The sequence below is a fragment of the Acidovorax sp. MR-S7 genome, assembly GCF_000400995.2.
Taxonomy (GTDB): domain Bacteria; phylum Pseudomonadota; class Gammaproteobacteria; order Burkholderiales; family Burkholderiaceae_C; genus MR-S7.
Genome location: NZ_DF238937.1, coordinates 23,808 through 48,468 on the forward strand (window position 1 = coordinate 23,808; position 24,661 = coordinate 48,468).

The 24,661-nt window shown below is 64.5% G+C and carries 19 protein-coding genes; 14 read left to right on the forward strand and 5 right to left on the reverse strand.

From position 1 onward, the window contains the following. Positions 1-14: 14 nt before the first annotated feature. Both lysA and AVS7_RS23860 read right to left on the reverse strand, forming a co-directional pair. Positions 15-1,319 carry a diaminopimelate decarboxylase gene (gene lysA / locus AVS7_RS13820; RefSeq protein ID WP_020229003.1) on the reverse strand — a complete coding sequence of 435 codons (1,305 nt, stop codon included), beginning with the start codon at positions 1,317-1,319 and terminating at the stop codon, positions 15-17. Further along, positions 1,316-1,525 carry a lipoprotein gene (locus tag AVS7_RS23860; RefSeq protein ID WP_082176517.1) on the reverse strand — a complete coding sequence of 70 codons (210 nt, stop codon included), beginning with the start codon at positions 1,523-1,525 and terminating at the stop codon, positions 1,316-1,318. The genes lysA and AVS7_RS23860 overlap by 4 nt, the downstream gene beginning before the upstream one ends. Before the next feature lie 12 nt (positions 1,526-1,537). On the opposite strand from AVS7_RS23860, the gene cyaY reads away from it, so the two are divergent. Next, positions 1,538-1,867 (forward strand): iron donor protein CyaY, encoded by a 330-nt coding sequence (gene cyaY, locus AVS7_RS13825; protein WP_020229004.1) that lies wholly within the window; start codon positions 1,538-1,540, stop codon positions 1,865-1,867. Between the two features lie 110 nt (positions 1,868-1,977). On the opposite strand, the gene AVS7_RS13830 is transcribed toward cyaY, so the two are convergent. Then, positions 1,978-4,353: a penicillin-binding protein 1A gene (locus AVS7_RS13830; RefSeq protein WP_200405929.1), complete on the reverse strand. Its 2,376-nt coding sequence runs from the start codon at positions 4,351-4,353 to the stop codon at positions 1,978-1,980. A gap of 260 nt (positions 4,354-4,613) precedes the next feature. Here AVS7_RS13830 and AVS7_RS13835 point away from each other — a divergent pair, with 260 nt between their 5' ends. From AVS7_RS13835 to AVS7_RS13880, 10 genes are all read left to right on the forward strand, one after another. Then, positions 4,614-5,693 carry a pilus assembly protein PilM gene (locus tag AVS7_RS13835; protein WP_034690967.1) on the forward strand — a complete coding sequence of 360 codons (1,080 nt, stop codon included), beginning with the start codon at positions 4,614-4,616 and terminating at the stop codon, positions 5,691-5,693. Next, positions 5,690-6,298, forward strand: a complete 609-nt coding sequence (locus AVS7_RS13840) for a PilN domain-containing protein (protein ID WP_024001583.1) — start codon at positions 5,690-5,692, stop codon at positions 6,296-6,298. The genes AVS7_RS13835 and AVS7_RS13840 overlap by 4 nt, the downstream gene beginning before the upstream one ends. A 3-nt stretch (positions 6,299-6,301) precedes the next feature. Beyond that, on the forward strand, positions 6,302-6,988 hold the full coding sequence (locus tag AVS7_RS13845) for a type 4a pilus biogenesis protein PilO (protein WP_020229008.1): 687 nt from the start codon (positions 6,302-6,304) through the stop codon (positions 6,986-6,988). Further along, positions 6,988-7,536 (forward strand): pilus assembly protein PilP, encoded by a 549-nt coding sequence (locus AVS7_RS13850; protein ID WP_369799107.1) that lies wholly within the window; start codon positions 6,988-6,990, stop codon positions 7,534-7,536. The genes AVS7_RS13845 and AVS7_RS13850 overlap by 1 nt, the downstream gene beginning before the upstream one ends. Beyond that, positions 7,533-9,677, forward strand: coding sequence for a type IV pilus secretin PilQ (gene pilQ, locus AVS7_RS13855; protein WP_024001585.1), 2,145 nt, complete (start codon positions 7,533-7,535; stop codon positions 9,675-9,677). The genes AVS7_RS13850 and pilQ overlap by 4 nt, the downstream gene beginning before the upstream one ends. Further along, positions 9,678-11,210, forward strand: coding sequence for an Ig domain-containing protein (locus AVS7_RS13860; protein WP_234450020.1), 1,533 nt, complete (start codon positions 9,678-9,680; stop codon positions 11,208-11,210). It begins immediately after the preceding gene. 132 nt (positions 11,211-11,342) lie between these two features. Next, positions 11,343-12,455 (forward strand): 3-dehydroquinate synthase, encoded by a 1,113-nt coding sequence (aroB, locus tag AVS7_RS13865; protein WP_020229012.1) that lies wholly within the window; start codon positions 11,343-11,345, stop codon positions 12,453-12,455. Positions 12,456-12,508: 53 nt separating this feature from the next. After that, positions 12,509-13,666, forward strand: coding sequence for a deoxyguanosinetriphosphate triphosphohydrolase (locus tag AVS7_RS13870; RefSeq protein ID WP_020229013.1), 1,158 nt, complete (start codon positions 12,509-12,511; stop codon positions 13,664-13,666). Positions 13,667-13,683: 17 nt separating this feature from the next. Beyond that, the gene (locus AVS7_RS13875; protein ID WP_020229014.1) at positions 13,684-14,265 is read left to right on the forward strand and encodes a DUF1415 domain-containing protein; all 582 of its coding nucleotides are present in this window, start codon (positions 13,684-13,686) and stop codon (positions 14,263-14,265) included. Then, positions 14,262-15,134, forward strand: a complete 873-nt coding sequence (locus tag AVS7_RS13880; protein WP_020229015.1) for an SAM-dependent methyltransferase — start codon at positions 14,262-14,264, stop codon at positions 15,132-15,134. Before AVS7_RS13875 ends, AVS7_RS13880 begins: the two co-directional genes overlap by 4 nt. A 93-nt stretch (positions 15,135-15,227) precedes the next feature. Here AVS7_RS13880 and AVS7_RS13885 read toward each other — a convergent pair whose 3' ends face one another. Together AVS7_RS13885 and AVS7_RS13890 are read right to left on the reverse strand one after the other, a co-directional pair. Next, entirely contained in the window at positions 15,228-16,733 is a 1,506-nt protein-coding gene (locus AVS7_RS13885; protein ID WP_020229016.1) for a CoA-acylating methylmalonate-semialdehyde dehydrogenase, read from the reverse strand. Positions 16,734-16,750: 17 nt separating this feature from the next. Then, the gene (locus AVS7_RS13890) at positions 16,751-17,965 is read right to left on the reverse strand and encodes an ABC transporter substrate-binding protein (protein ID WP_020229017.1); all 1,215 of its coding nucleotides are present in this window, start codon (positions 17,963-17,965) and stop codon (positions 16,751-16,753) included. Positions 17,966-18,088: 123 nt separating this feature from the next. Between AVS7_RS13890 and AVS7_RS13895 the strand changes: the two genes are divergently transcribed. The 3 genes from AVS7_RS13895 to AVS7_RS13905 all read left to right on the forward strand — a co-directional run bounded on the left by AVS7_RS13895 (position 18,089) and on the right by AVS7_RS13905 (position 24,642). Beyond that, positions 18,089-19,018 (forward strand): LysR family transcriptional regulator, encoded by a 930-nt coding sequence (locus AVS7_RS13895; protein ID WP_020229018.1) that lies wholly within the window; start codon positions 18,089-18,091, stop codon positions 19,016-19,018. A 13-nt stretch (positions 19,019-19,031) separates the two neighbouring features. Further along, positions 19,032-19,733, forward strand: coding sequence for a transposase (locus AVS7_RS13900; RefSeq protein WP_020229019.1), 702 nt, complete (start codon positions 19,032-19,034; stop codon positions 19,731-19,733). A gap of 181 nt (positions 19,734-19,914) precedes the next feature. After that, a complete protein-coding gene (locus AVS7_RS13905; RefSeq protein WP_020229020.1) occupies positions 19,915-24,642 on the forward strand; it encodes a glutamate synthase-related protein in 4,728 nt (1,575 codons plus the stop codon). Positions 24,643-24,661 lie beyond the last annotated feature (19 nt).

Below are 24,661 nucleotides of genomic sequence, written 5' to 3' on the forward strand. Positions count from 1 at the left end.
TTTCTTGATGGCTATCAAGGATTGGCGGGTGGCAGTAGCTTTTCGGCGTGGAAGATGTCGCTCACGCTCTCGCGGCGGCGGATGAGGTGGGCGCGCTCGCCGTCCACCAGCACCTCGGCCGGACGCGGCCGCGTGTTGTAGGTGCTGCCCATGGCGCTGCAGTAGGCGCCGGCGGAGAGCACGGCCAGCAGGTCGCCGGCGCGCACGGCCAGTTCGCGGTCGCGGCCGATCCAGTCGCCGCTCTCGCAGACGGGGCCGACCACGTCGTAGACCTGCGCGGGCTGCCGGGCTGCGGCCTGTGCAGTGGCTTGCAGCGGCACGATGGCGTGGTAGGCCTGGTACATCGCGGGCCGGGGCAGGTCGTTCATCGCCGCATCGACGATGCAGAAGTTCTTCTGCTCGCCGGGCTTGAGGTAGAGCACCTCGGTCAGGCACACGCCCGCGTTGCCCACCAGGGAGCGGCCCGGCTCGATCATGAGCCGCTTGTCGCCGTAGCCGCGCGCATCCACCTTGGCCAGCAGCTTGGCCCACAGCGCGTCGGCGGCGGGCGGCGTGTCGCCGTGGTAGTCGATGCCCAGGCCGCCGCCGAAGTCCAGGTGGTGGATGGGGATGCCCGCCGCCTCGACGGCCTGCACCAGGTCCAGCATGCGGTCCATGGCGTCGAGGTAGGGCGTTTCCTCGGTGATCTGCGAGCCGATGTGGCAGTCGATGCCGATCACGCGCAGGCCCGGCAGCGCGGCGGCGCGCTGGTAGGTGGCCACCACGCGCTCGTGGGCGATGCCGAACTTGTTGCCCTTGAGGCCGGTGGAGATGTAGGGGTGGGTCTTGGCGTCCACGTTCGGGTTCACGCGGATGCTGACGGGCGCGCGCAGGCCCATGGACTGGGCGACTTCGCTGAGCACCTCCAGTTCGGCCTCGCTCTCCACGTTGAAGCAGCCGATGCCGGCCTCCAGCGCCTGGCGCATCTCGGCGCGGGTTTTGCCCACGCCGGAGAAGATGACCTGGGCCGGGTCGCCCCCGGCTGCGAGCACGCGCTGCAGCTCGCCGCCGGAGACGATGTCGAAGCCGCAGCCCTGGCGGGCGAACAGCTGCAGCACGGCCAGCGACGAGTTGGCCTTCATCGCGTAGCAGATCTGCACCTTGCGCCCGGCGAAGCCGCGCTGGTAGGCGGCCAGCGCCTGCAGCATGGCGGCCTGGGAATAGACGTACAGCGGCGTGCCGTGTTCGTGCGCCAGGGTGTCCAGGCGCACGCCTTCGAGGTGCAGGGCGTCGCCCTCGTAGTGGACGTGGGGCTGGCCGGGCAGGGAGGAGGAACTCATGGAGTGGGAGACGATGCGGGGGAGGAGGCCGGCGCCGCGGGTGGGCGCGGGGTGGCAGGGTTCAGGGTTTCGGGCAGGGTGGCGCGCTGCGCAGCCGCGGGGTCCGTCGGCAGGTAGAGCGGGCCGCGCTGCCCGCACCCGGCCAGGGCCGCCGCGCTCACGCTAAGGGCAATCGTCCTGACTAGAATTTGGCGGGCTTTCAACATCCGCAAATTGTAATGACCGACCTCGAATTCATGGACCGTGCCGAGCAGCTGCTGCTGGCGGTGGAGCAGGGCTGCGACCGCATCAACGAGGCAACCGAGGCCGACCTGGACAGCCAGCGCTCCGGCGGCATGGTCACGATCACGTTTCCCAACCGCAGCCAGATCGTCATCAACCTGCAAAAGCCGCTGCACGAAGTCTGGATGGCGGCGCAGTCCGGTGGCTATCACTTCCGCTTCGACGGCCGGCAGTGGATGGACACCAAGGGCGCAGGCGAATTCTTCGCCGGGCTGAGCCGCGATGCCAGCCTGCAGGCGGGGCAGCCGCTGGTGTTTTCGCGCTAAGGGCGCTCTTGAAAAGAGAGCTGCCTGCGCTTGGTGCGAAAGGAATTCAGGGGGTATTTGCCCTGAAAACCTTGCACACCAAGCGCAGGCAGCTTTTATTTTGATAGCGGTCAGTTGCGGAACAGGTCCAGGATCCGGTTGCGTTCCTCGGTGGGCGGCGGCGTGCCGGGCGCCTGGCTGCCAGGCGCACCACCTTCCACGCCCACGCTGGCCACGCCGCCGCTGCGCGCGTATTCCTCGTAGAACCATTCGCCGCTCACGTTCACCAGGCCGGGCGGGACCGTGGGTTCGGCCACCGGTACGCCCTTGAGCGCGCGGTCCATGAAGCTGATCCAGACGGGCAGGCTCAGGCCGCCGCCCGTCTCGCGGCTGCCCAGGTTGCGCGGCGTGTCGTAGCCAATCCAGGTCACGGCTGCCAGCGTGGGCTGGAAGCCGGCGAACCAGGCGTCCACGGCGTCGTTCGTGGTGCCGGTCTTGCCGTAGAGGTCGGGGCGCTTGAGCGTGGCCTGGGCGCGCGCCGCCGTGCCCGAGCGCGTCACCTCCTGCAGCAGGCTGTCCATGACGAAGGCGTTGCGCGTATCGATGACGCGGGGGGTATCGCCGATGGCGGGCGGCTGGACGTCCGACAGGATGCGCCCCTTGTGGTCGGTGATGCGGGTGATGAGGTAGGGGTTGACGCGGTAGCCGCCGTTGGCGAACACGGAATAGGCCGCCACCATCTGCATGGGCGTGACCGAGCCGGCACCCAGCGCCATGGTGAGGTAGGGCGGGTGCTTGTCGGCGTCGAAGCCGAAGCGGGCCACCCAGTCCTGCGCAGTCTTGGGGCCCACCGACTGCAGCACGCGGATGGAGACGACGTTCTTGGAGCGCGCCAGGCCGGTGCGCAGCGTCATGGGGCCGTCGTACTTGCCGTCGTAGTTCTTCGGCTCCCAGGGCTGGCCGCCCGTCACGCCGGCGCTGAAGAACAGCGGCGCATCGTTGACGATGGTGGCGGGCGTGAAGCCCTTTTCCAGCGCGGCGGAATAGATGAACGGCTTGAAGCTCGATCCCGGCTGGCGCCACGCCTGGGTGACGTGGTTGAACTTGTTCTTGTCGAAGTCGAAGCCGCCCACCAGTGCGCGGATGGCGCCGGTACGCGGGTCCACGGCGACGAAGGCGCCCTCCACCTCGGGCAGCTGGGTGATTTCCCAGGTCTTCTTGGGCGTTTGCACCACCCGGATCACCGCGCCGCGGCGCAGCTTGATGTTGGGCGGGGCCTTGTCGCTGAGGCCGGACTGCGCGGGCTTGAGCCCGTCGCCGGTGATCTCGATCAGCTCGCCGTCGGCGCGGGCCGCCACGATCTTCTTGCTACCCGCTTCGAGCACCACCGCGGCGAGCACGTCGCCGTTGTCGGGATGGCCGGCCAGCACGTCGTCGATCACGTCCTCGGCCTGAGCGGGGTCGGTGGGCAGGGCGGCGAAACGCTCGGGGCCGCGGTAGTGCTGGCGGCGCTCGTAGTCCATGATGCCCTTGCGCAGCGCGGTATAAGCGGCCTCTTGCTCACCGGCGTTGAGGGTGGTGTACACGTTCAGGCCGCGTGTGTAGGCCTCGTTGCCGTACTGGGCGAACACCAGCTGGCGGGCCATTTCCGCGACGTACTCGGCGTGGATGCGCGTGCTGTTGGTGGAAGAGCGCAGCTTCAGGTCTTCCTGCTTGGCGTCCGCGGCTTCTTCTGCCGTGATGAAGCCGTTCTCCTGCATGCGCTCGATGATGTAGAGCTGGCGCATGCGGGCGCGCTTGGGGTTGCTGATGGGGTTGTAGGCCGAAGGCGCCTTGGGCAGGCCGGCCAGCATGGCGGCTTCGGCGATCGAGATATTTTTCAGCGGCTTGCCAAAATAGGTTTCTGATGCGGCGGCAAACCCATAGGCGCGATTGCCCAGATAAATCTGGTTCATGTAAATCTCGAGAATCTGGTTTTTGGTCAGCAGATGCTCGAGTTTGAAGGTTAGTAATATTTCGTAAATCTTCCGTGTAAATGTCTTCTCGGAAGAAAGATACACATTGCGCGCCACCTGCATGGTGATGGTGGATGCCCCCTGGCTCTTGACTCGGCCCAAATTGGCGAGCGCGGCGCGCAGCACGCCCTTGTAGTCGACGCCGCCGTGCTGGAAGAAGCGCGCGTCCTCGATCGCCAGGACGGCGTTGGTCATCACCGGCGGAATGTCCTGGATCGGTGTGAGATTGCGCCGTTCCTCGCCGAACTCTCCGAGCAGCGCGCCTTCCGTCGAGTAGACCCGCATCGGCAGCTTGGGCCGGTAGTCGGCCAGCTCGGAGATGTCGGGCAGGTTGGGATAGGCCACGGCCAGCCCGAGCGCAATGAACATCGCCCCCGCCAGCACGCCCGCCGCGGCAAGCCCGACCAGCCAGGCAAGCCCGCGCACCACCCAGCGCAGCCAGCGTGGCGAGGAGGAGGCCGGGGAGGGTTGTTTGTCTTGTGGGGGAGGCATACGGCTCCAATGGAAAGCGAACCCGCCATTATAAAAATCGTCCGCGCCGTCCATCGCTCCGCCACGTTGCCGGCGTCCCCGTCGTTTCACGGTTCCCCCGGGGAAATCGGCTCTCCTGTCCTGGAAAATCGTCTGCTTTTGACAACGCGGCGCATGTAGCCAAAGGGTAAAACTCTTTGCTGGTAAAGGACCTTACTGATAGCATTCATGTGAAGTGTTAAGTTTTGTTGCGCCATATAGATAAGTCACGGGGGGCCATCTTGATCTCAATGGGGTCGTTGTTCAGTCGCCAGTCAGCCCCATTGCTGGGGATCGACATCAGCTCATCCAGCGTCAAGCTTGTCGAGTTGGGGCGCGACAAAGCGGGCACGCTGGTGCTGGAACGGTGCGCGATCGAGCCGCTGGAACGGGGCTGGATCACGGATGGCAACATCGAGAAGTTCGACGAAGTGGCTGAGGCGCTGCGCCGGGTCGTGAAGAAGAGTGGCACGAAGACCAAGAACGTGGCCCTGGCGCTGCCGTCGTCTGCCGTCATCACGAAGCGGATCACTCTGCCCGGAGGCATGACCGAGCAGGAGCTTGAGGTGCAGGTCGAGTCCGAGGCCAACCAGTACATCCCATTCTCTCTGGACGAAGTGAGCCTGGATTTTTGCGTGATCGGCCCCAGCAAGAACGCCCCGGGCGATGTGGAGGTGCTCATTGCCGCCTCGCGTAAGGAAAAGGTCCAGGACCGCCAGGGTTTGGCAGAGGCGGCCGGGCTCAAGCCCATCGTCGTAGATGTCGAGTCGCATGCGGCCCGCCTGGCGGCCGGCCGTCTCATAGAAGCCTTGCCCAACAGCGGCGTGGATGCCGTGGTGGCGCTGTTCGAGGTCGGGGCGCTGACCACCAGCATGCAGGTCCTGCGCAACGACGATGTCCTCTATGACCGTGACCAGGCCTTTGGCGGCGCGCAGCTGACGCAGCTCATCGTCCGCCAGTACGGCTTTTCCCAGGAAGAGGCGGAAAGCAAGAAGCGCAATGGCGATCTCCCGGAAGACTACCAATCGGCCGTGCTGCGTCCCTTCGTGGACAGCATGGCGCAAGAAGTAGCCCGCGCCCTGCAGTTCTTCTTCTCCAGCACGCCCTACAACCGGGTGGACCACATCATGCTGGCGGGTGGCTCGGCTCCCCTGCCTGGGCTGACAGAGGCGGTGACCCAGCACACGGGCTCCGCCTGCAGCGCCATCAATCCTTTCGAAGGAATGGAAATCGGCGGCGCGGTACGGCTCAAGAAGATGGTGCGCGAGGCGCCGTCCTACCTGACGTCGTGCGGGCTGGCGATGCGGAGGTTCCTGCAGTGATTCTCATCAACCTGCTCCCGCACCGGGAAGCCGCGCGCAAGCGCCGGCGGGAAACATTTCAGGCAGTCATGGTGGCTTCGGCCCTCGTGGGCTTGGCCATTGCCGGGGCCATCTACTGGTGGTACCAGATGATGATCGACAACCAGCAGGCGCGGAATAACTTCCTGCGCGGTGAAATCCAAGTCCTGGAGGGCCAGATCAAGGAAATCGCGACCATCGAGGAAGAAATCGCGGCACTGCGCGCGCGCCAGAAGGCGGTGGAGGACCTGCAGTCCGACAGAAATCTGCCCGTCCACATGCTCAACGAGTTGGTCATGCAACTGCCGGACGGCGTATACATCACCAGCCTCAAGCAGGCCGATCAGGTCGTCACCATGCAGGGCATGGCGCAGTCGAACGAGCGCGTTTCCGAGATGCTGAGAAATCTCGCCAGCAACACGCCCTGGTTTTCCAAGCCGGAACTGGTCGAGATCGTTGCGGCCAATGTTGCGCTGACGCCCAAGGATCAGCGCCGGGTGGCGTCGTTCAACCTGCGTTTCCGGCTGGTACGCAGTGCCGAGGCCCAAAAGGCGATGGATGCCGCCAGCGCGGCTGCGGGGAAGTAAGCCATGGCCAGAACTAAAGACAAGGCGCCGAAAGTCGATTTCGCGAAGCTGCAGAGCGATCTGCAGCACCAATTCCAGAATCTGGACCCCAAGGACCCATCCCTGTGGCCGATTTTGCCCCGTACCCTGTTGTGCGTGCTGATCGCTGCGGGCGTAGCTACCTTTCTGTGGTTCTTCAAGCTGTCCGAATTCGAGGATGAGCTGGTGGCGGAGCAGAACACGGAGCAAACGCTACGCAATGATTATCAGCAGAAGCTGATCAAAGCCGTCAGCCTGGACGCGCTCAAAAAGCAGCGTGAGCAAATCCAGCAATATGTGATTCAGCTGGAGAAGCAGTTGCCCAGCAAAGCAGAAATGTCTGCTTTGCTCTCCGATATCAATCAGGCTGGCTTGGGCCGCAGCCTGCAATTCGAATTATTCCGGCCGGGACAAGTGGTTGTTAAAGACTACTATGCGGAACTGCCAATTTCTATTCGTGTGGTAGGTAAATTCCACGATATAGGCGCTTTTGCTTCGGACGTCGCCAATCTGTCCCGCATCGTGACGTTGAATAACGTAGCAATTGCGCCTCCGCAAAAAGACGCCGTGGGCAACTTGACCATGGAGGCGACCGCGCGCACCTTCCGCTACCTGGACCAGGAGGAAATCCAGGCGCAAAAAACCGCCGCCGCAGGGAAGGGCAAGAAATGATGCGTCTACATAGATGGCTCCTTGCCGCGGGCGTGATAGTCCTGGGAGGGTGTGGGCCCAGCGGTGAGGATGAATTGCGCCAATGGATGTCGGACTTGCGCGCCACTACCAAGCCGCGGGTGACGCCGCTGACCGAGCCCAAACAGTTCTTTCCTCAGGACTACACGGCAGAGAATGGGGTAGATCCTTTCAATCCGATGAAGCTGACACAGGCGCTGCGGCGTGAATCGTCTCAGGGGGTGGCCAACGCTTCCTTGATTGCGCCGGAAATGGCGCGGCGCAAGGAGCCTCTAGAAGCCTATCCGCTCGATGCCGTAAAAATGGTCGGCAGCCTGAACAAGACCGGCACACCCACTGCCCTGTTGAGTGTGGACAAGCTTTTGTACCAGGTGCGTGTTGGCAACTACCTTGGACAGAACTACGGGAAAATCGTAGGTATTACAGAAACAAATATGCGGCTGCGGGAGATTGTCCAGGACCCCTCAGGCGACTGGGTGGAGCGCATGACGACACTTGATCTGCAAGAGGGAACAGAGGTGAAGAAATGATTCAAAGGAATACTCGCTTACGTCAGCGTCTGTGGGCTGCAGGCGCTGTACTTCTTGCTTTGCTGAGTACTTCGGCTGCGCATGCCAACGGAGCGATCGAATCTATTTCCGGATTCTTGCAGGGCGGCGCGGAAGTGTTGCGCATTGAACTTTCGGAAGCACCCAAAGACGTTCCAACAGGATTCTCCATTCAGAGCCCTGCTCGCATTGCTCTCGATTTTCCTGGGGTGGTCAACGCCACAGGTCGCTCTTTGATCGATATCAACCAGGGCAACATCAAGTCGGCCAATATCGTTCAGGCGGGAGAGCGCTCGCGGGTGGTGCTCAACCTCAAGCAGCCCGCTCCTTACCGGGCCGAAATACAGGGCAAGACCCTGGTGGTTCTATTGGAGCCTGTCACAGGGGGCGCTATGGTGCCCAGCGCGGCTCCGACGGTCTTCGCTGAAAGCCAGACATCTGACGTTCTGCCCCTGAGAGACCTGGATTTCCGCCGTGGAGCCGATGGTTCCGGTCGCGTTGTCGTCGGTCTGGGCAGCAACCAGGTAGGCGTGGACTTGCAACAGCAAGGCAAGGGATTGGTGGTGGAATTTCTACGCTCATCTCTGCCTGAAGGATTGCGCCGTCGTCTGGATGTCTCCGACTTTGGTACTCCCATACAGATGATCACCGCAACCCAACATGGTGAGCGTGTGCGCATGTCGATCGAACCGGTGGGCGAGTGGGAGCATAGTGCCTACCAGAGCGACAATCAATTCGTGGTTGAAGTGCGCCCGAAAAAGGTTGATCTCAGCAAACTCACCCAGGGGCCGAATTATTCGGGCGAGAAGCTGTCGCTGAACTTCCAGAACATCGAAGTGCGCTCTCTGCTGCAGGTCATCGCTGATTTTACGAATTTCAATATCGTCACATCGGATACGGTGACCGGTGCCTTGACGCTGCGGCTCAAGGATGTGCCGTGGGACCAAGCCCTGCAGATCATCATGGATGCCAAGGGATTGGGCATGCGAAAGTCTGGGACAGTCCTGTGGATCGCACCCAAAGATGAAATCGACGAACGCACCAAGAAAGATTACGAGGCGGCCTTGGCTATCCAGAAGCTGGAGCCTCTGCGTACACAAGCCTACCAATTGAACTATGCCAAGGCTGCAGACATGGTGGTGCAACTCTCTACTACTACTGGCGGGGGTTCATCTGGTGGCAGTGGGCATTCCACGCGCTTTCTCTCTGAACGTGGCAGCGCTATCTCCGAACCACGGACCAACCAACTTTTCGTGACAGACACTCCTGCTAAATTGGAAGAAGTGCGCCAACTGCTGCTGACGTTGGATGTACCGGTGCGGCAAGTCATGATCGAGGCGCGTATCGTCGAGGCACGCGACACGTTTGGCCGTGCATTGGGTGTTCGCTTGGGCGGCGGAGACTTGCGTGCTCAGCGTGGTGGCGACGGTGGCTATAGCATCGGTGGTGGAAACCGCATGGCATGGGGCACCAACTATGGCAACGCTACCAATTCGGGTCTGGTCGGCGGCAGCTTGACTGATGGCAGCTTTGTGAACCTGCCTGCGCAACTGTCGAACGTGGCGGGATCTGGCTCATTCGCCCTGTCCATTTTCAACTCGGCTGCGAACCGTTTCCTTTCGCTGGAGTTGTCCGCGATGGAGGCCGATGGCCAAGGCAAGATCGTTTCCAGTCCGCGCCTCATCACCGCCGACCAGACCAAGGCGCTGATCGAGCAGGGCACGGAATATCCCTATTCGGTCACGGCGCCGAATGGCGCCACGACGATCGCGTTCAAAAAAGCAGTGCTTAAGCTCGAAGTCACGCCTCAGATCACACCAGAAGGCAATATCATCCTTGACCTTGATGTCAACAAGGACAGCCGTGGCGAGATTACTGAACAGGGCGTAGCCATTGATACGAAGCATATCAAGACTCAAGTGCTTGTAGAAAATGGTGGGACTGTGGTAATTGGCGGCATCTTTGAGATAGAAGAAACCAATCAAGAAAACAAAATACCGATGCTGGGTGATGTGCCGGTACTCGGAAACTTGTTCAAGAGCCGTACCAAGGAATCTATGAAGCGAGAGATGCTTGTTTTCATTACGCCCAAGGTCATTACCGATCGCGGGCCTGTGCGTTGAATGTTTGAAGGTGAAAAAATCATGAAGATATCCAGAGCGATGATGGCATCGGCGGCAATGGCTGCAGTTCTTTCCGCGTGCGGCGGTGGCGGTGGCAGTGGAGGTGAATCTCATTCGCCATACAGCATCACGTTGCGTGCTGAAAAAACACAGCTACCCCTTAATGTCAGCAATTATCCGGTGGGACAAGGCGTATATGCACCTTTCTCTACCACGCTGTATGTAGAGGGTAAGGAGGGGGGGCGGCCTATTCCGGGTGGTGAAGACATCTTCGCCTGCAACATGGCTGGTGGACTGGATTCCGGGTCTTTGTATTACCTAGACGGAGATCCGGAGCATGAGACGGAAGTTGATGATGGCAACGGTGGCAAGATCAAGGTGCCTAAGGCTTACCGCAACTTCAAGCTGGACTCCAACTCGGGAGGGAATTCTTTCCACTTCCATGCTAAGAATCAGGCGGGCACTGCGCGCATCACCTGCACTGTGACCGATCCGCGGGACAAGAAGGAGGTCAGCAAGAGCGTGGAGATAGTGGTGGGCGGCACCTCCGGCAAGCCCGCGAGCGTTCGCATGATTACTCCGGCGAATTACATGGGGACAAAGGGGAATGTGAACCTCATTCCAAGCACTGTTGCCATGAATGTGCAGGTTCATGACGACGCCATCCAGCCCGTGTCCAGCAGCTCTGGCGCAAACGTGCAGGTGCGAATCCTTCCAGGAACCGATGCGGCCGTCGGTGCGCGGCTGGTGGCGGGCAGCCTGAGCGGTGGGGTGCTGCAACTGCCTTCGATCGGTGGCGTGGCACAGTTCTCGCTGCTCAGCGGCAACGACACGGGGCCCATCTACCTGGAGTTCACGGCAGACCGCTATGACAACAACGTCGGCAACGGCATCCAGGATCCGATCTCCATCATTGATGTGATGCCGGTGCTGGAAGCGCTCACTGCCGCGCCGGCAGTCGCCGACGTCAATCTGGGCGACGTGACCAACACTATTCCCTACACCCACTTGCTGACGGCCACGGGCGGCCTGCCGCCGCTCACCTGGTCGGTCACAGGGCTGCCCAAGGGGTTGGCTGTCGACGCGAACACGGGTCTGCTCAGCGGCACGCCCGATGACGCCGAAGGCCCTTACCGTGCGACCGTGACGGTGAGGGACAAGAACAAGCGGCAGGCTTCTGGCACCATCACGCTCAATCTGGTTGGGGCAGTGAAGCCGGAAGACTTTGCGATTGGCAATTGCAACCTGAACGAAGTCTGCCCGTTGGGTGTCGTGGGAAGTGGGGCGAACTTCGCTTACGCCTTCACTGCTTCTGTGTCTGGTGTGACATGGTCCTTCGATGCCCTGCCAGATTGGCTCAAAGGAGGGACTGCGGGCACCACGGGCTTTATCTCGGGCACAACGGCTCAGTGCGATGCGGCTGCCGTGCCGCCAGACACGGGTGACGCAGGGACATACCGATTCTTCGTCACGGCGACGAAGGGGGTGACGAGCGTGACGCGGCAAGTGTCGGTCACTGTGACCTGCCCGTAACTCGCGGCAGCCCCCAGCCCCAGGCCCGGAGTACCATAGCGACTCCGGGCCGCCCAGGGGCCAGTCCCCTGAGCTGACAAGCCCTCCCCAGCATGCCTGGGGATTTTTTTTGCCAACCTGGAACACGGTTCGATGAAACAGTCCAACTCCACCCAGCACGTGCGTATCGATCTGGGCGACCGCCGCTACAACATCGACATCGGCTCTCTCTTGCTCGCAGGATTGGCCGAGCACGCGGCGTTGCCCCAGGGCACGGCAGCGCTGATTGTGACCAACAACACGGTGCAGCCGCTTTACGGCAACGCGTTGGCTGTTGCGCTGGCAAAGCGCTACCCCGCCATCCACACCGTGGTGCTGCCCGACGGCGAGGAGTACAAGACCTGGGAAACCCTGCAGTGCATCTTCGATGAATTACTTGGCCAGGCCTGCGACCGCAAGGTGGTGCTGTTCGCCCTGGGCGGCGGCGTGATCGGCGACATGACGGGCTTCGCCGCCGCGTGCTACATGCGCGGCGTGCCGTTCGTGCAGGTGCCAACCACGCTGCTCGCACAGGTGGACTCCAGCGTGGGCGGCAAGACCGCTATCAACCATCCGTTGGGCAAGAACATGATCGGCGCCTTCTACCAGCCGCGGCTGGTGGTGTGCGATCTGGAAACGCTGGGCACGTTGCCCGCACGCGAACTGGCGGCAGGGCTGGCGGAGGTCATCAAATATGGGCCGATCGCCGACATGGAGCTGTTCGCCTGGCTGGAGCAGAACATGGACGGCCTGCTCGCGCGCGAGCGTGGTGCGCTGGCGCATGCGGTGCGACGCAGTTGCGAAATCAAGGCGGCTGTGGTGGGGGCGGATGAGCGCGAGACGGGGCTGCGCGCCATCTTGAACTTCGGCCACACGTTCGGGCATGCGATCGAGGCGGGCATGGGCTATGGCGTATGGCTGCATGGCGAGGGCGTGGCGGCAGGCATGGTGATGGCGGCGGAGCTGTCGCTGCGGTTGGGCATGGTGGATGCGGCCTTCGTGGCACGGCTGCGTGCATTGATCGAGCGTGCAGGCCTGCCCGTGTGTGGGCCGGTGATCGACGCGCAGGACAACGCGGGCCGCTACCTGGAGCTGATGCGGGTGGACAAGAAGGCCGAGGCGGGCGAAATTCGCTTCGTGCTGATCGACGGCCCCGGCAAGGCGGTGATGCGGCCTGCGCCCGATGCGCTGGTGCGCGAGGTGATCGACGCCTGCTGCGCGGCATGATATAAATTCGATAGCTGCTCGCGCTTATCCAGAAAGCGCTAGAGGCCAATTGCATGCCTGAATCCCTGTTGGCTCCCTATGCCTGCCATTCGGCGTATTCGCGGGGGCGCAGGCACCCCGAGCCCACCGCGCCTACGCGCACGGAATTCCAGCGCGACCGCGACCGCATCGTGCATTCCACTGCGTTCCGGCGGCTTGTCTACAAGACGCAGGTGTTCCTCAACCACGAGGGCGACCTGTTCCGCACGCGGCTCACGCATTCGCTGGAGGTGGCGCAGCTCGGCCGCTCCATCGCGCGCTCGCTGCGGTTGAACGAGGACCTGGTGGAGGCCATCAGCCTCGCGCACGACCTGGGCCACACGCCGTTCGGCCATGCGGGGCAGGACGAGCTGAACGCTTGCATGGCCGATTTCGGCGGCTTCGAGCACAACCTGCAGAGCCTGCGCGTGGTCGATACGCTGGAGGAGCGCTATCCCGCCTACGACGGCATCAACCTGGCCTTCGAGACGCGCGAGGGCATCCTCAAGCACTGCTCGCGGCGCAACGCCGAGTTGATCGAGGCGCGCGAGCCGGGTGGCGTGGGCCGGCGCTTCCTGGCCGGCGAGCGGCCTGGGCTGGAGGCGCAGCTGTGCAACCTGGCCGACGAGATCGCCTACAACGCGCACGACATCGACGACGGTGTGCGCTCCGGCCTCATCACGCTGGAGCAACTGCGCGAGGTGCCGCTGTTCGACCGCTACCGCGCCGCCACCCAGGCTCAGTATCCTCACCTGGTGGAGCGGCGGCTGCTCAGCGAGGCGATCCGCCGCATGCTGAGCGACCAGGTCTACGACGTGATCGATACCACGCGCGCGGCCATCGACGCGCACGCGCCCGCCGATGTGAGCGCCGTGCGTCGCCTGCCCGCACTCGTGGGTTTCTCACCGGCCATGCGTGAGCAGTCGCAGGCGCTCAAGCGCTTCCTGTTCCAGCAGCTGTACCGCCACCCGCAGGTCATGCAGACCACCGAAGGGGCGCGGCAGGTAGTGCGCGAGCTGTTCGCCATCTACCAGTCTACGCCTGGGGAAATGCCGCCGGCACAGGCGGCGCAGGCCCGGGAGGGCGACGCGCAGCACCGTGCACGCACGGTGGCCGACTTCATCGCCGGCATGACCGACCGCTTCGCGCTGCGCGAGCACGAACGGCTCACCGGCCAGCACCTGCTGGGCTGACGCCTACACTCCCGCCCATGACAACCCACGAATACGACGATGCCACCGTGGTGCAGGACACGGTGCGCTGGCTGGAACGTGCCGTGATCGGCCTGAACCTCTGCCCCTTCGCCAAGGGCGTGCACACCAAGGGCCAGATCCACTACGCCGTGAGCCATGCGACGGATGCGCGTGGCCTGCTGGAAGATTTGCAGCGCGAGCTGGAGGCGCTCGCCGAGGCCTCGCCGGAAAAGCGCGACACCACGCTGCTCATGGCGCCCCAGGCGCTGCCCGATTTCCTGGACTTCAACGACTTCCTGGAGCTGGCCGACGAACTGGTCGAGGCGATGGACCTGGCGGGCATCCTGCAGGTCGCGCCGTTCCACCCGCGCTTTCAGTTCGATGGCACGGAAGTGGGCGACGTGGGCAACTGCACCAACCGCGCGCCGTACCCCACGCTGCACCTGCTGCGCGAAGAGAGCATCGACAGCGCGGTGGAAGCCTTCCCCGAGGCCGAGGAGATCTTCGAGCGCAACATCGAGGTGCTCGAGCGCCTGGGCGCACAGGGCTGGGACGATCTGGACGTGGGGCCGCGCTGCCCCGTGGCGCACAAGGCATGAGCCGCGCAGCAAACAAGGCCGATGCAGCGCACGCGGCGGTGCTGGCCGAACTGCGGCCCGGCCAATCCATCGAACTGCTCAAGGAACTGCACATCCTCACGCGCGAGGGCCGGCTCAACCAGGATTCGCGGCGCAAGCTCAAGCAGGTCTACCACCTCTACCAGTTCATCGAGCCGCTGCTGGCCGAGATGGCTCAGGACGGGCACGCGCCGCTGCTCGCCGACCACGGTGCGGGCAAGTCGTATCTGGGCTTCATCCTCTACGACCTGTTCTTCAAGCAGCTCGGGCGCGGCGAGATCTACGGCATCGAGTGGCGGGCCGAGCTGGTGCAGCGCTCGCGCGAACTGGCGGCGCGGCTGGGTTTCGACCGCATGCGCTTCCTCGACATGTCGGTGGCCGATGCGGCTGGAGCGGCGGAGCTGCCCGAGCGCTTCGACCTCGTGACCGCGCTGCATGCCTGTGACACGGCCACCGACGACGCCATCGCCTTCGGCCTGCAGAAGCAGGCGCGCGCCATGGTGCTCGTGCCTTGCTGCCAAGCGGAGGTGGCCGCGTGCCTGCGGCAGAACAAGGCGATGAGCCTTTCACGCACGCCCCTGGCCGAACTGTGGCGCCATCCCATCCACACGCGCGAGATGGGCAGCCAGATCACCAACGTGCTGCGCTGCCTGTACCTGGAGGCGTCGGGCTACCAAGTCACGGTGACGGAGCTGGTGGGTTGGGAGCACAGCATGAAGAACGAGCTGATCCTGGCGCGCTATACGGGCCAGAAGAAGCGCAGCGCGCACGAGCGGCTGGCGGCGATCCTGGAGGAATTCGGGCTGGCCGAGGCGCTGGGCGAGCGGTTCGGATCGCTTCAAAAAGAATAGCTGGTCGCGCTTGTGAGCCATGGGTTCCAGTATCAAATTGACCTGAAACCATGGAAAGACAAGCGCAACCAGCTCCTTAAAGCATAGCGCGGCTTACTTCATCGTGATGGTGGTGTTCACTCCGTCGCTGCTGCTGCCGTGATCCTCGTACCAGCGCGCCGTCACCGTCTTGGTCTGCGTCCAGAACTGCACGGCCTGCTTGCCGTTGGGCCCCAGATCGCCGAGCTTGGAGGCGCGCGAGCCGGTGAAGCTGAAGTAGGCCACGGGCACGGGAATCGGCACGTTGATGCCCACCTGGCCCACGTTGATGTCGTGCTGGTACTTGCGCGCGGCCCAGCCGCTGCTGGTGAAGATGGAGGTGCCGTTGCCGTTGGGGTTGCGGTTGATGAAGGCGATGGCCTCATCCAGCGTGTCCACGCAGACCACGTTGAGCACGGGGCCGAAAATTTCCTGGTTGTAGATATCCATCTGGTCGGTCACGTCGGCGAAGACCGTGGGGCCGACGAAGTTGCCTTTCTCGTAGCCGGCCACGGTGCAGTCGCGGCCGTCGAGCAGCAGCTTGGCGCCTTGCGCCACGCCGGAGTCGATCAGGCCCAGCACGCGCTGCTTGGCGCGCGGGTTCACCAGGGGGCCGAGGTCGGCGGCGCGGTCGGTGCCGGGGCCGACCTTCATGGCCTTGGACTTGGCGACCAGTTCGGGCAGCCAGTCGCGCGCGGCGCCCACGAACACGGCGACCGAATTGGCCATGCAGCGTTGGCCCGCGGCGCCGAAGGCCGAGCCCAGCAGGTTGTTGAGCGCGTGCTCCTTGGGCGCGTCGGGCATGACCACGCAGTGGTTCTTGGCACCCATCATCGACTGCACGCGCTTGCCCGCCTCGCTCGCGCGGCGGTAGATGTGCGTGCCCACGTGGGTGGAGCCGATGAACGAGAGCGCCTTGATGTCGGGATGGTCGCAGAGCATGTCGGCCACCTCGGGCCCGCCGTGGATCACGTTGAGCACGCCGGGCGGCACGCCTGCTTCATGGGCCAGCTCGACGAGGCGCATGGTGGAGCTGGGGTCCTGCTCCGAAGGCTTGAGCACGAAGGTGTTGCCGCAGGCGATCGCCATCGGGAACATGAAGCAGGGCAGCATCACGGGGAAGTTGAACGCCGTGATGCCCGCGCCCACGCCCAGCGGCTGCAGCAGGTTGTACACGTCCACGCCCGTCGCGGCGTTCTCGGCGATCTCGCCGAGCTGCAGCGTGGTGATGGAGCAGGCGTGCTCCACCACTTCCAGGCCGCGGCCCACTTCGCCTTCGGCGTCGGGCAGGGTCTTGCCGTGCTCGCGGGTGATGAGCTGGGCGATCTCGGCGGTGTTCTCGCGGATCAGGTGCTGCAGCTTCAGCATGATGCGCATGCGCACGGCCAGCGACGTGCTGCGCCAGGTCTGGAACGCCTCCTGCGCGTTGGAGACGGCCAGCTCGACCTCCTCGCGCGTGGCGAAGGGCACGCGCGCCACGACTTCCTGCGTGGCGGGGTTGGTCACGTCGCGCCACTCGGTGGATTTGGACGGATAGGGCTTGCCACCGATGAAGTGGTGGATGGTGGTGGGTGTGGTCATGGAAATGGCTCCGGGTTTCACTTCTTCACCAGCGGACAGGCCGACTGGGCGAGGGGTTTGAATGCGACGTCGGCGGGGATGGTGCTCACGGTTTTGTAGTAGTCCCACGCGCCCTTGGATTCATTGGGCGCCTTCACCTGGAACAGGTACATGTCGTGGATCACGCGGCCGTCGGGGCGGATGCTGGCGTTGCGCATCACGGGGTCGTCGATGGGCAGCTTGCGCATCATCGTAGCCACCACCTTCGAGTCGTCGGACTTGGCCGCGGCGACGGACTTCAGGTAGTGCAGCACGCTGGAATAGACGCCCGCCTGCACCATCGTGGGCTTGTAGCCCTTGTGCAGTTTCTCGAAGCGGGCGGCGAAGGCGCGGGCCTTGTCGTCCATGTCCCAGTAGAAGCCTTCGGAGAACATCAGGCCCTGCGCCTGGCGCAGGCCCAGCGAGTGCACGTCGGTCAGGAACATGAGCAGCGAGGCGACCTTCTGGCCCTTCTCGCCGGTGATGCCGAATTCGCGCGCGGCCTTGATGGCGTTGACCGTGTCCTGCGCGCCGTTGGCTAGGCCGATCACCTGCGCCTTGGAGTTCTGCGCCTGCAGGATGAAGGACGAGAAGTCGCTCGCGTTGAGTGGGTGGCGCACGCTGCCCAGCACCGTGCCGCCATGGGCCTTGACCATTTCGGACGCATCCTTCTCCAGCGAATGGCCGAAGGCGTAGTCCACGGTGACGAAGTACCAGCTCTTGTCGCCGTTCTTCGTGAGCGCGGCAGCCGCGCCGGAGGCCGAGGAATACGTGTCGAACATCCAGTGGAAGCCGTTTTCCGCGCAGTCCTCGTCGGTCAGGCGCGTGGTGGCGGGGCCGCTGTACATGGCGATGCCGCCTTTTTCGCGCACCAGCTTCTGCACGGCCAGTGCGGCGGCGGAATTGGTGATGTCGGCGATCGCGTCCACGCCGTCGCGGTCCAGCCACTCGCGCGCCTTGGTGGCGGCGATGTCGGCCTTGTTCTGGTGGTCGGCGCTCACCACCTCGATCTTCATGCCCTTGCACTCGGCCTTGAGGCAGTCGTCCACCGCCATCTTCGCGGCCACCACGGAGCCTGCGCCGCCCATGCCGGAGTAGGGGCCGGCCATGTCGGTCAGCACGCCGACCTTGACCGTGTTGCCGGAAATCTGGGCCTGCGCCGCAGCGGCGAGCGTCAGGGCGGCCAGGGCGAGGGAATGTCGCGTGAATCGCATGAATGTCTCCTTGTGTTGTTGCTGGGGCGCGGTCTGGGCGCCGCACCACGAAGCACTCTAATCCAGCACTAATGCAAATGGATCAGGCATTTGGGCACAAACCCATTGCAAAATTGCACCACCATGCCAGCCGAACAGATCAACTGGGACAACCTGCGCCTGTTTCTCTCCGTGGCGCGCGCCCAGTCGGCGCAGGAAGCGGCGCGGCGCCTGGGGCTGGACCACTCCACGGTCACGCGCCGCCTGCACCGGCTGGAGAAGGAGCTGGGCGCGCAACTCTTCGAGCGCACGCCCGCGGGCCACGTGCTCACCACCGCCGGCCACCGGCTGCTGGAGCACGTCGAGCGCATGGAAAGCAGCATGGTGCTGGTGGGCGAGGACATCGGCGGCGACAGCCACACGCTCACCGGCCACGTGCGCCTGGGTGCGACGGAGGGCTTCGGCAGCTTCTTCCTCGCGCCGCACCTGAGCCACTTCTGCGAGCGGCACCCGGCCATCCAGGTGGAACTGCTCATCGTGCCGCGCTTCATCAACCTCTCGCAGCGCGAGGCCGACCTGGCCGTGAACGTCGAGCGTCCCCAGGGCAACGGCCAGGTGTGCAGCCGGCTCACCGACTACCGGCTGCGGCTCTATGCCAGCCGGCGCTACCTCGATAGTCACCCGCCCATCCTCCAGACGCGCGACCTGGGCGCGCACCGGTTCTTCGGCTACGTGGAAGAACTCGTGTTCAGCCCCGCATTGCGCTACCTGGCCGCCATTGCACCCGACGCGCCCACGCCGCTGCGCAGCACCAGCGTGGTGGCGCAGTACCACGCCGTGCGCGAGGGGCGCGGGCTGGCCGTGCTGCCGTGCTTCATGGCCGCGCAGAGCGAGGAGCTGATGCCCGTGCTCGCGCACGAGATCGACTTGCTGCGCACCTTCTGGATCGCCGCTCCGGGCGACCGGCGCGAACTCGCGCGCGTGCGCGCCCTGTGGGACTATCTGCGCGAGGTGGTCGCGTGCAACCGGCCGCTGCTGCTGGGCGAGCCGGGCGCCTGGCGCTCCGTCCAATAGACAATCCCCTGCCATGGCCCGCCTGCCCCGCCTTGCCCTTGCCGGCTACCCGCACCACGTCGTCCAGCGCGGCAACAACCGCCAGCCCATCTTCCTGGATGCGGCCGACCGTGAAACCATGGCGGCGCTGCTGGCCGAGCACGCCCGCCGCCAGAAGGTGGCAGTGCACGCCTACGTGTTCATGGACAGCCAGTTCCACCTGCTCGCCACGCCCCAGGAAGAGGGCGGCCTGTCCCTGCTGATGCAGGCCGTGGGCCGTGCCTACGTGCGCTATTTCAACCAGCGCCACGGCCGCACGGGCACGCTGTGGGACGGGCGCTACCGTAGCGCCGTGCTGCAGGCCGAACGCTGGCTGCTGCCCTGCATGGCGTCTTTCGACCTGGCCCCCGTGCGCGAGGGCTTGTGCAGCGAGCCGGCGGACTTCCGCTGGTCGAGCCACGGCCACTATGCGGGCCTGCGCAGTGACCGGCTCATCACGCCGCACCGGCTCTACTGGGAGCTGGGCAACACGCCGTTCGCGCGCGACGCGGCCTATGCCGCGCTGGTCCGCGAAGGGGTTTCCGGGGCCGATGAAGCGGCACTTGCTGCGTCCAGCCAGGGTGGATGGGCCTTGGGCGATGCGGATTTTGTGCGCGCGTTGCAACAGGCCACGCCACGACGGCTGACCCGGGCGCGGCCCGGGCGCCCCGCTTTGGTGAATTCCCAAGAGATTTAAAACGCCTGTGATTGCTGAATGGCTAAGGGTTTTGTGCTCTTTTCTTTGATGTGTCCCCAAAAAAATAGCACCAAAATTGTGCGGTTTTTTATTGGTGTCTGACCCCAATTAAATTGCTTGCATCTCCTTGTTGCGCTGCACTACTCTTGCGCTCCCTGCGAAATATTTGAGGAAGTGCGCCATGACCAAGGCAGCCGAGATCCAGCACCTGCAACAACACGGCCTGTATGCGTCCAGCAATGAACACGACGCCTGCGGCCTGGGCTTCGTGGCCCACATCAAGGGTGTGAAGCGGCACGACATCGTGACCGGCGCGCTCAAGATCCTGGAGAACCTCGACCACCGCGGCGCCGTGGGGGCCGACAAGCTCATGGGCGACGGCGCCGGCATCCTGATCCAGATTCCCGACCAGCTCTACCGCGAGGAGATGGCCAAGCAGGGCGTGGAGCTGCCCCCGGCCGGCGAGTACGGCGTGGGCATGATCTTCCTGCCCAAGGAGCACGCTTCGCGCCTGGCCTGCGAGCAGGAGATGGAGCGCGCCATCAAGGCCGAGGGCCAGGTGCTGCTGGGCTGGCGCGACGTACCGGTGAACCGCGACATGCCCATGTCGCCCACCGTGCAGGAGAAGGAGCCCGTGCTGCGCCAGGTCTTCATCGGCCGCGGCGCCGACGTGATCGTGCAGGACGCGCTGGAACGCAAGCTCTACGTGATCCGCAAGACGGCCAGCGCCAACATCCAGGCGCTCAAGCTCAAGCACAGCAAGGAATACTACGTGCCGAGCATGAGCAGCCGCACGGTGGTCTACAAGGGCCTGCTGCTGGCCGACCAGGTGGGTGTGTATTACAAGGACTTGTCCGACGAGCGCTGCGTCTCGGCCATCGGCCTGGTGCACCAGCGCTTCTCCACCAACACCTTCCCCGAGTGGCCGCTGGCCCACCCCTACCGCTACGTGGCGCACAACGGCGAGATCAACACCGTGCGCGGCAACTACAACTGGATGTTGGCGCGCGAGGGCGTGATGGCCTCGCCCGTGCTGGGCGAGGACCTCAAGAAGCTCTACCCCATCAGCTTCGCGGGCCAGTCCGACACCGCCACGTTCGACAACTGCCTGGAACTGCTGACCATGGCCGGCTACCCCATCAGCCAGGCCGTGATGATGATGATCCCCGAGCCCTGGGAGCAGCACGAGTCGATGGACGAGCGCCGCCGCGCGTTCTACGAATACCACGCCGCGATGATCGAGCCGTGGGACGGCCCTGCCTCCATCGTGTTCACCGACGGCCGCCAGATCGGCGCCACGCTCGACCGCAACGGCCTGCGCCCCTCGCGCTACGTGGTCACGGAAGACGATCTGGTCATCCTGGCATCCGAAGCCGGCGTGCTGCCCGTGCCCGACGGCAAGATCCGCCGCAAGTGGCGCCTGCAGCCCGGCAAGATGCTGCTGATCGACCTGGAGCAGGGCCGCCTGATCGAAGACGACGAGCTGAAGGCCAACATCGTCAACACCAAGCCCTACAAGCAGTGGATCGAGAACCTGCGCATCAAGCTCGACGACGTGAAGTCCGCCGATGCGCCCCAGCCCGCATCCAGCCTGCCGCTGCTGGATCGCCAGCAGGCCTTCGGCTTCACGCAGGAGGACATCAAGTTCCTGCTCGCGCCGATGGCGAAGAACGGCGAGGAGGGCATCGGCTCGATGGGCAACGACAGCCCGCTGGCGGTGCTGTCGAGCAAGAACAAGCCGCTCTACAACTACTTCCGCCAGATGTTCGCCCAGGTGACGAACCCGCCCATCGACCCGATCCGCGAGGCCATCGTCATGTCGCTGGTCAGCTTCGTAGGCCCCAAGCCCAACCTGCTGGACATCAACCAGGTCAACCCTCCCATGCGGCTGGAGCTGCAGCAGCCGGTGCTCGACTTCCACGGAATGGCCAAGCTGCGCGAGATCGAGAAGTACACGCACGGCAAGTTTAAGAGCGCGACCATCGACATCACCTACCCGCTGGACTGGGGCAAGCAGGGCGTGGAGGCCAAGCTGGCGTCGCTGTGCGCGCAGGCCGTCGACCAGATCAAGGGCGGCGCCAACATCCTCATCATCAGCGACCGCAACCTGTCGGCCACACAGGTCGCCATCCCCGCGCTGCTGGCGCTCTCGGCCATCCACCAGCACCTGGTGCGCGAAGGGCTGCGCACTACGGCGGGCCTGGTGGTGGAGACCGGCACCGCGCGCGAGGTGCACCACTTCGCCGTGCTCGCGGGCTACGGCGCCGAGGCCGTGCACCCCTACCTGGCGCTGGAGACGCTGGCCGAGATGCACAAGGACCTGAGCGGCGACCTCAGCGCCGACAAGGCCATCTACAACTACATCAAGGCGGTGGGCAAGGGCCTCTCCAAGATCATGTCCAAGATGGGCGTGTCCACCTACATGAGCTACTGCGGCGCGCAGCTCTTCGAGTGCGTGGGCCTGAACAGCGAGACGGTGGGCAAGTACTTCACCGGCACCGCCAGCCGCGTGGAGGGCATCGGCGTGTTCGAGATCGCCGAGGAAGCCATCCGCACCCACGTGGCCGCATTCGGCGACGACCCCGTGCTCGCCACCATGCTCGACGCGGGCGGCGAATACGCCTGGCGCGCGCGCGGCGAGGAACACATGTGGTCGCCCGACGCCATCGCCAAGCTGCAGCACAGCACGCGCTCTAACAGCTGGGGCACCTACAAGGAATACGCCCAGATCATCAACGACCAGAGCCGCCGCCACATGACGTTGCGCGGCCTGTTCGAATTCAAGTTCGACCCGGCCAAGGCCATCCCCGTGGAGGAGGTCGAGCCCGCGAGCGAAATCGTCAAGCGCTTCGCCACCGGCGCCATGTCGCTCGGGTCGATTTCCACCGAGGCGCACGCCACGCTGGCCGTGGCCATGAACCGCATCGGCGGCAAGAGCAACACGGGCGAGGGCGGCGAAGACCCCAAGCGCTACCGCAACGAGCTCAAGGGCATCCCGATCCAGCAGGGCGAGACGCTGGCCTCGGTCATCGGCAAGGCGCAGGTCGAATCCGACATCGAACTGCGCGACGGCGACAGCCTGCGGTCCAAGATCAAGCAGGTGGCCTCGGGCCGCTTCGGGGTGACGGCGGAATACCTCGTCTCGTCCGACCAGATCCAGATCAAGATGGCTCAAGGAGCCAAGCCCGGCGAGGGCGGGCAGTTGCCGGGCGGCAAGGTGTCGGAATACATCGGCATGCAGCGCTACTCGGTTCCGGGCGTGGGGCTGATTTCCCCGCCGCCGCACCACGACATCTATTCGATCGAAGACCTGGCGCAGCTCATCCACGACCTGAAGAACGTCGCGCCGCATGCCGACATCTCGGTCAAGCTCGTCTCCGAAGTGGGCGTGGGCACGATTGCGGCCGGCGTGGCCAAGTGCAAGAGCGACCACGTGGTGATCGCCGGGCACGACGGCGGCACGGGCGCATCGCCCTGGTCCTCCATCAAGCACGCGGGCTCGCCGTGGGAAATCGGCCTCGCCGAAACCCAGCAGACCCTGGTGCTCAACCGCCTGCGCGGCCGCATCCGCGTGCAGGCCGATGGGCAGATGAAGACCGGCCGCGACGTGGTCATCGGCGCGCTGCTGGGCGCCGATGAATTCGGCTTCGCCACCGCGCCGCTGGTGGTCGAGGGCTGCATCATGATGCGCAAGTGCCACCTCAACACCTGCCCCGTGGGCGTGGCCACGCAAGACCCCGTGCTGCGCGCCAAGTTCACCGGCAAGCCCGAGCACGTCGTCAACTACTTCTTCTTCATCGCCGAGGAAGTGCGCCAGATCATGGCCCAGCTCGGCGTGCGCAGCTTCAACGAGCTGATCGGCCGCACCGACCTGCTCGACACGCGCAAGGGCCTCGCGCACTGGAAGGCGCAGGGGCTCGATTTCAGCCGCCTGTTCGCCCAGCCGCAGGTGCCCGCCGACGTGCCGCGCTTCCACGTGGAGACGCAAGACCATAAGCTCGACAAGGCGCTGGACGTGAAGCTCATCGAGCGCTGCCAGCCCGCCATCCAGCACGGCGAGACCGTGCGCCTGATGGAAGTGGCGCGCAACGTGAACCGCTCCGTGGGCGCGATGCTCTCGGGCGCGGTGACCAAGGCGCACCCCGAGGGCCTGCCCGACGACACCATCCGCATCCACTTCGAGGGCACGGGCGGGCAGTCGTTCGGCGCGTTCCTGTGCAAGGGCATCACCCTCACCGTGAGCGGCGAGGCCAACGACTACACCGGCAAGGGCCTCTCGGGCGGCCGCGTGGTGGTGCGGCCCAGCCACGAGTTCCGCGGCGAATCGGTGGCCAACACCATCGTGGGCAACACGGTGATGTTCGGCGCCACGCGCGGCGAGGCGTTCTTCGCCGGCGTGGCGGGTGAGCGCTTCGCGGTGCGCCTGTCGGGTGCCACGGCGGTGGTCGAGGGCGTGGGCGACCACGGCTGCGAATACATGACCGGCGGCACCGTGGTGGTGCTCGGCAAGACCGGCCGCAACTTCGCGGCGGGCATGAGCGGCGGCGTGGCCTACGTGTATGACGAAGACGGGCGCTTCGACTCGCGCTGCAACCTCTCGATGGTGACGCTGGAGCGCATCCTGCCCGCCGACGAGCAGATCGCCTCGATGAGCCGCGGCACCTGGCATTGCGACCAGACCGACGAGGTGCAGCTCAAGAAGCTGCTGGAGGACCACGCCCGCTGGACCGGCAGCCAGCGCGCGCGAGAGATCCTCGACAACTGGGCGGCATCGCGCGCCAAGTTCGTCAAGGTCTTCCCGACCGAATACAAGCGCGCGCTCTCCGAGATGTATGAGCGCAAAGTGCTCGAGGAGCCGACCACGCCTGCGGTAGCAGCTACCAAAGAAGCAGCAGTCCCGGCCAAGTAAGACAAGAACAAAAGGACCA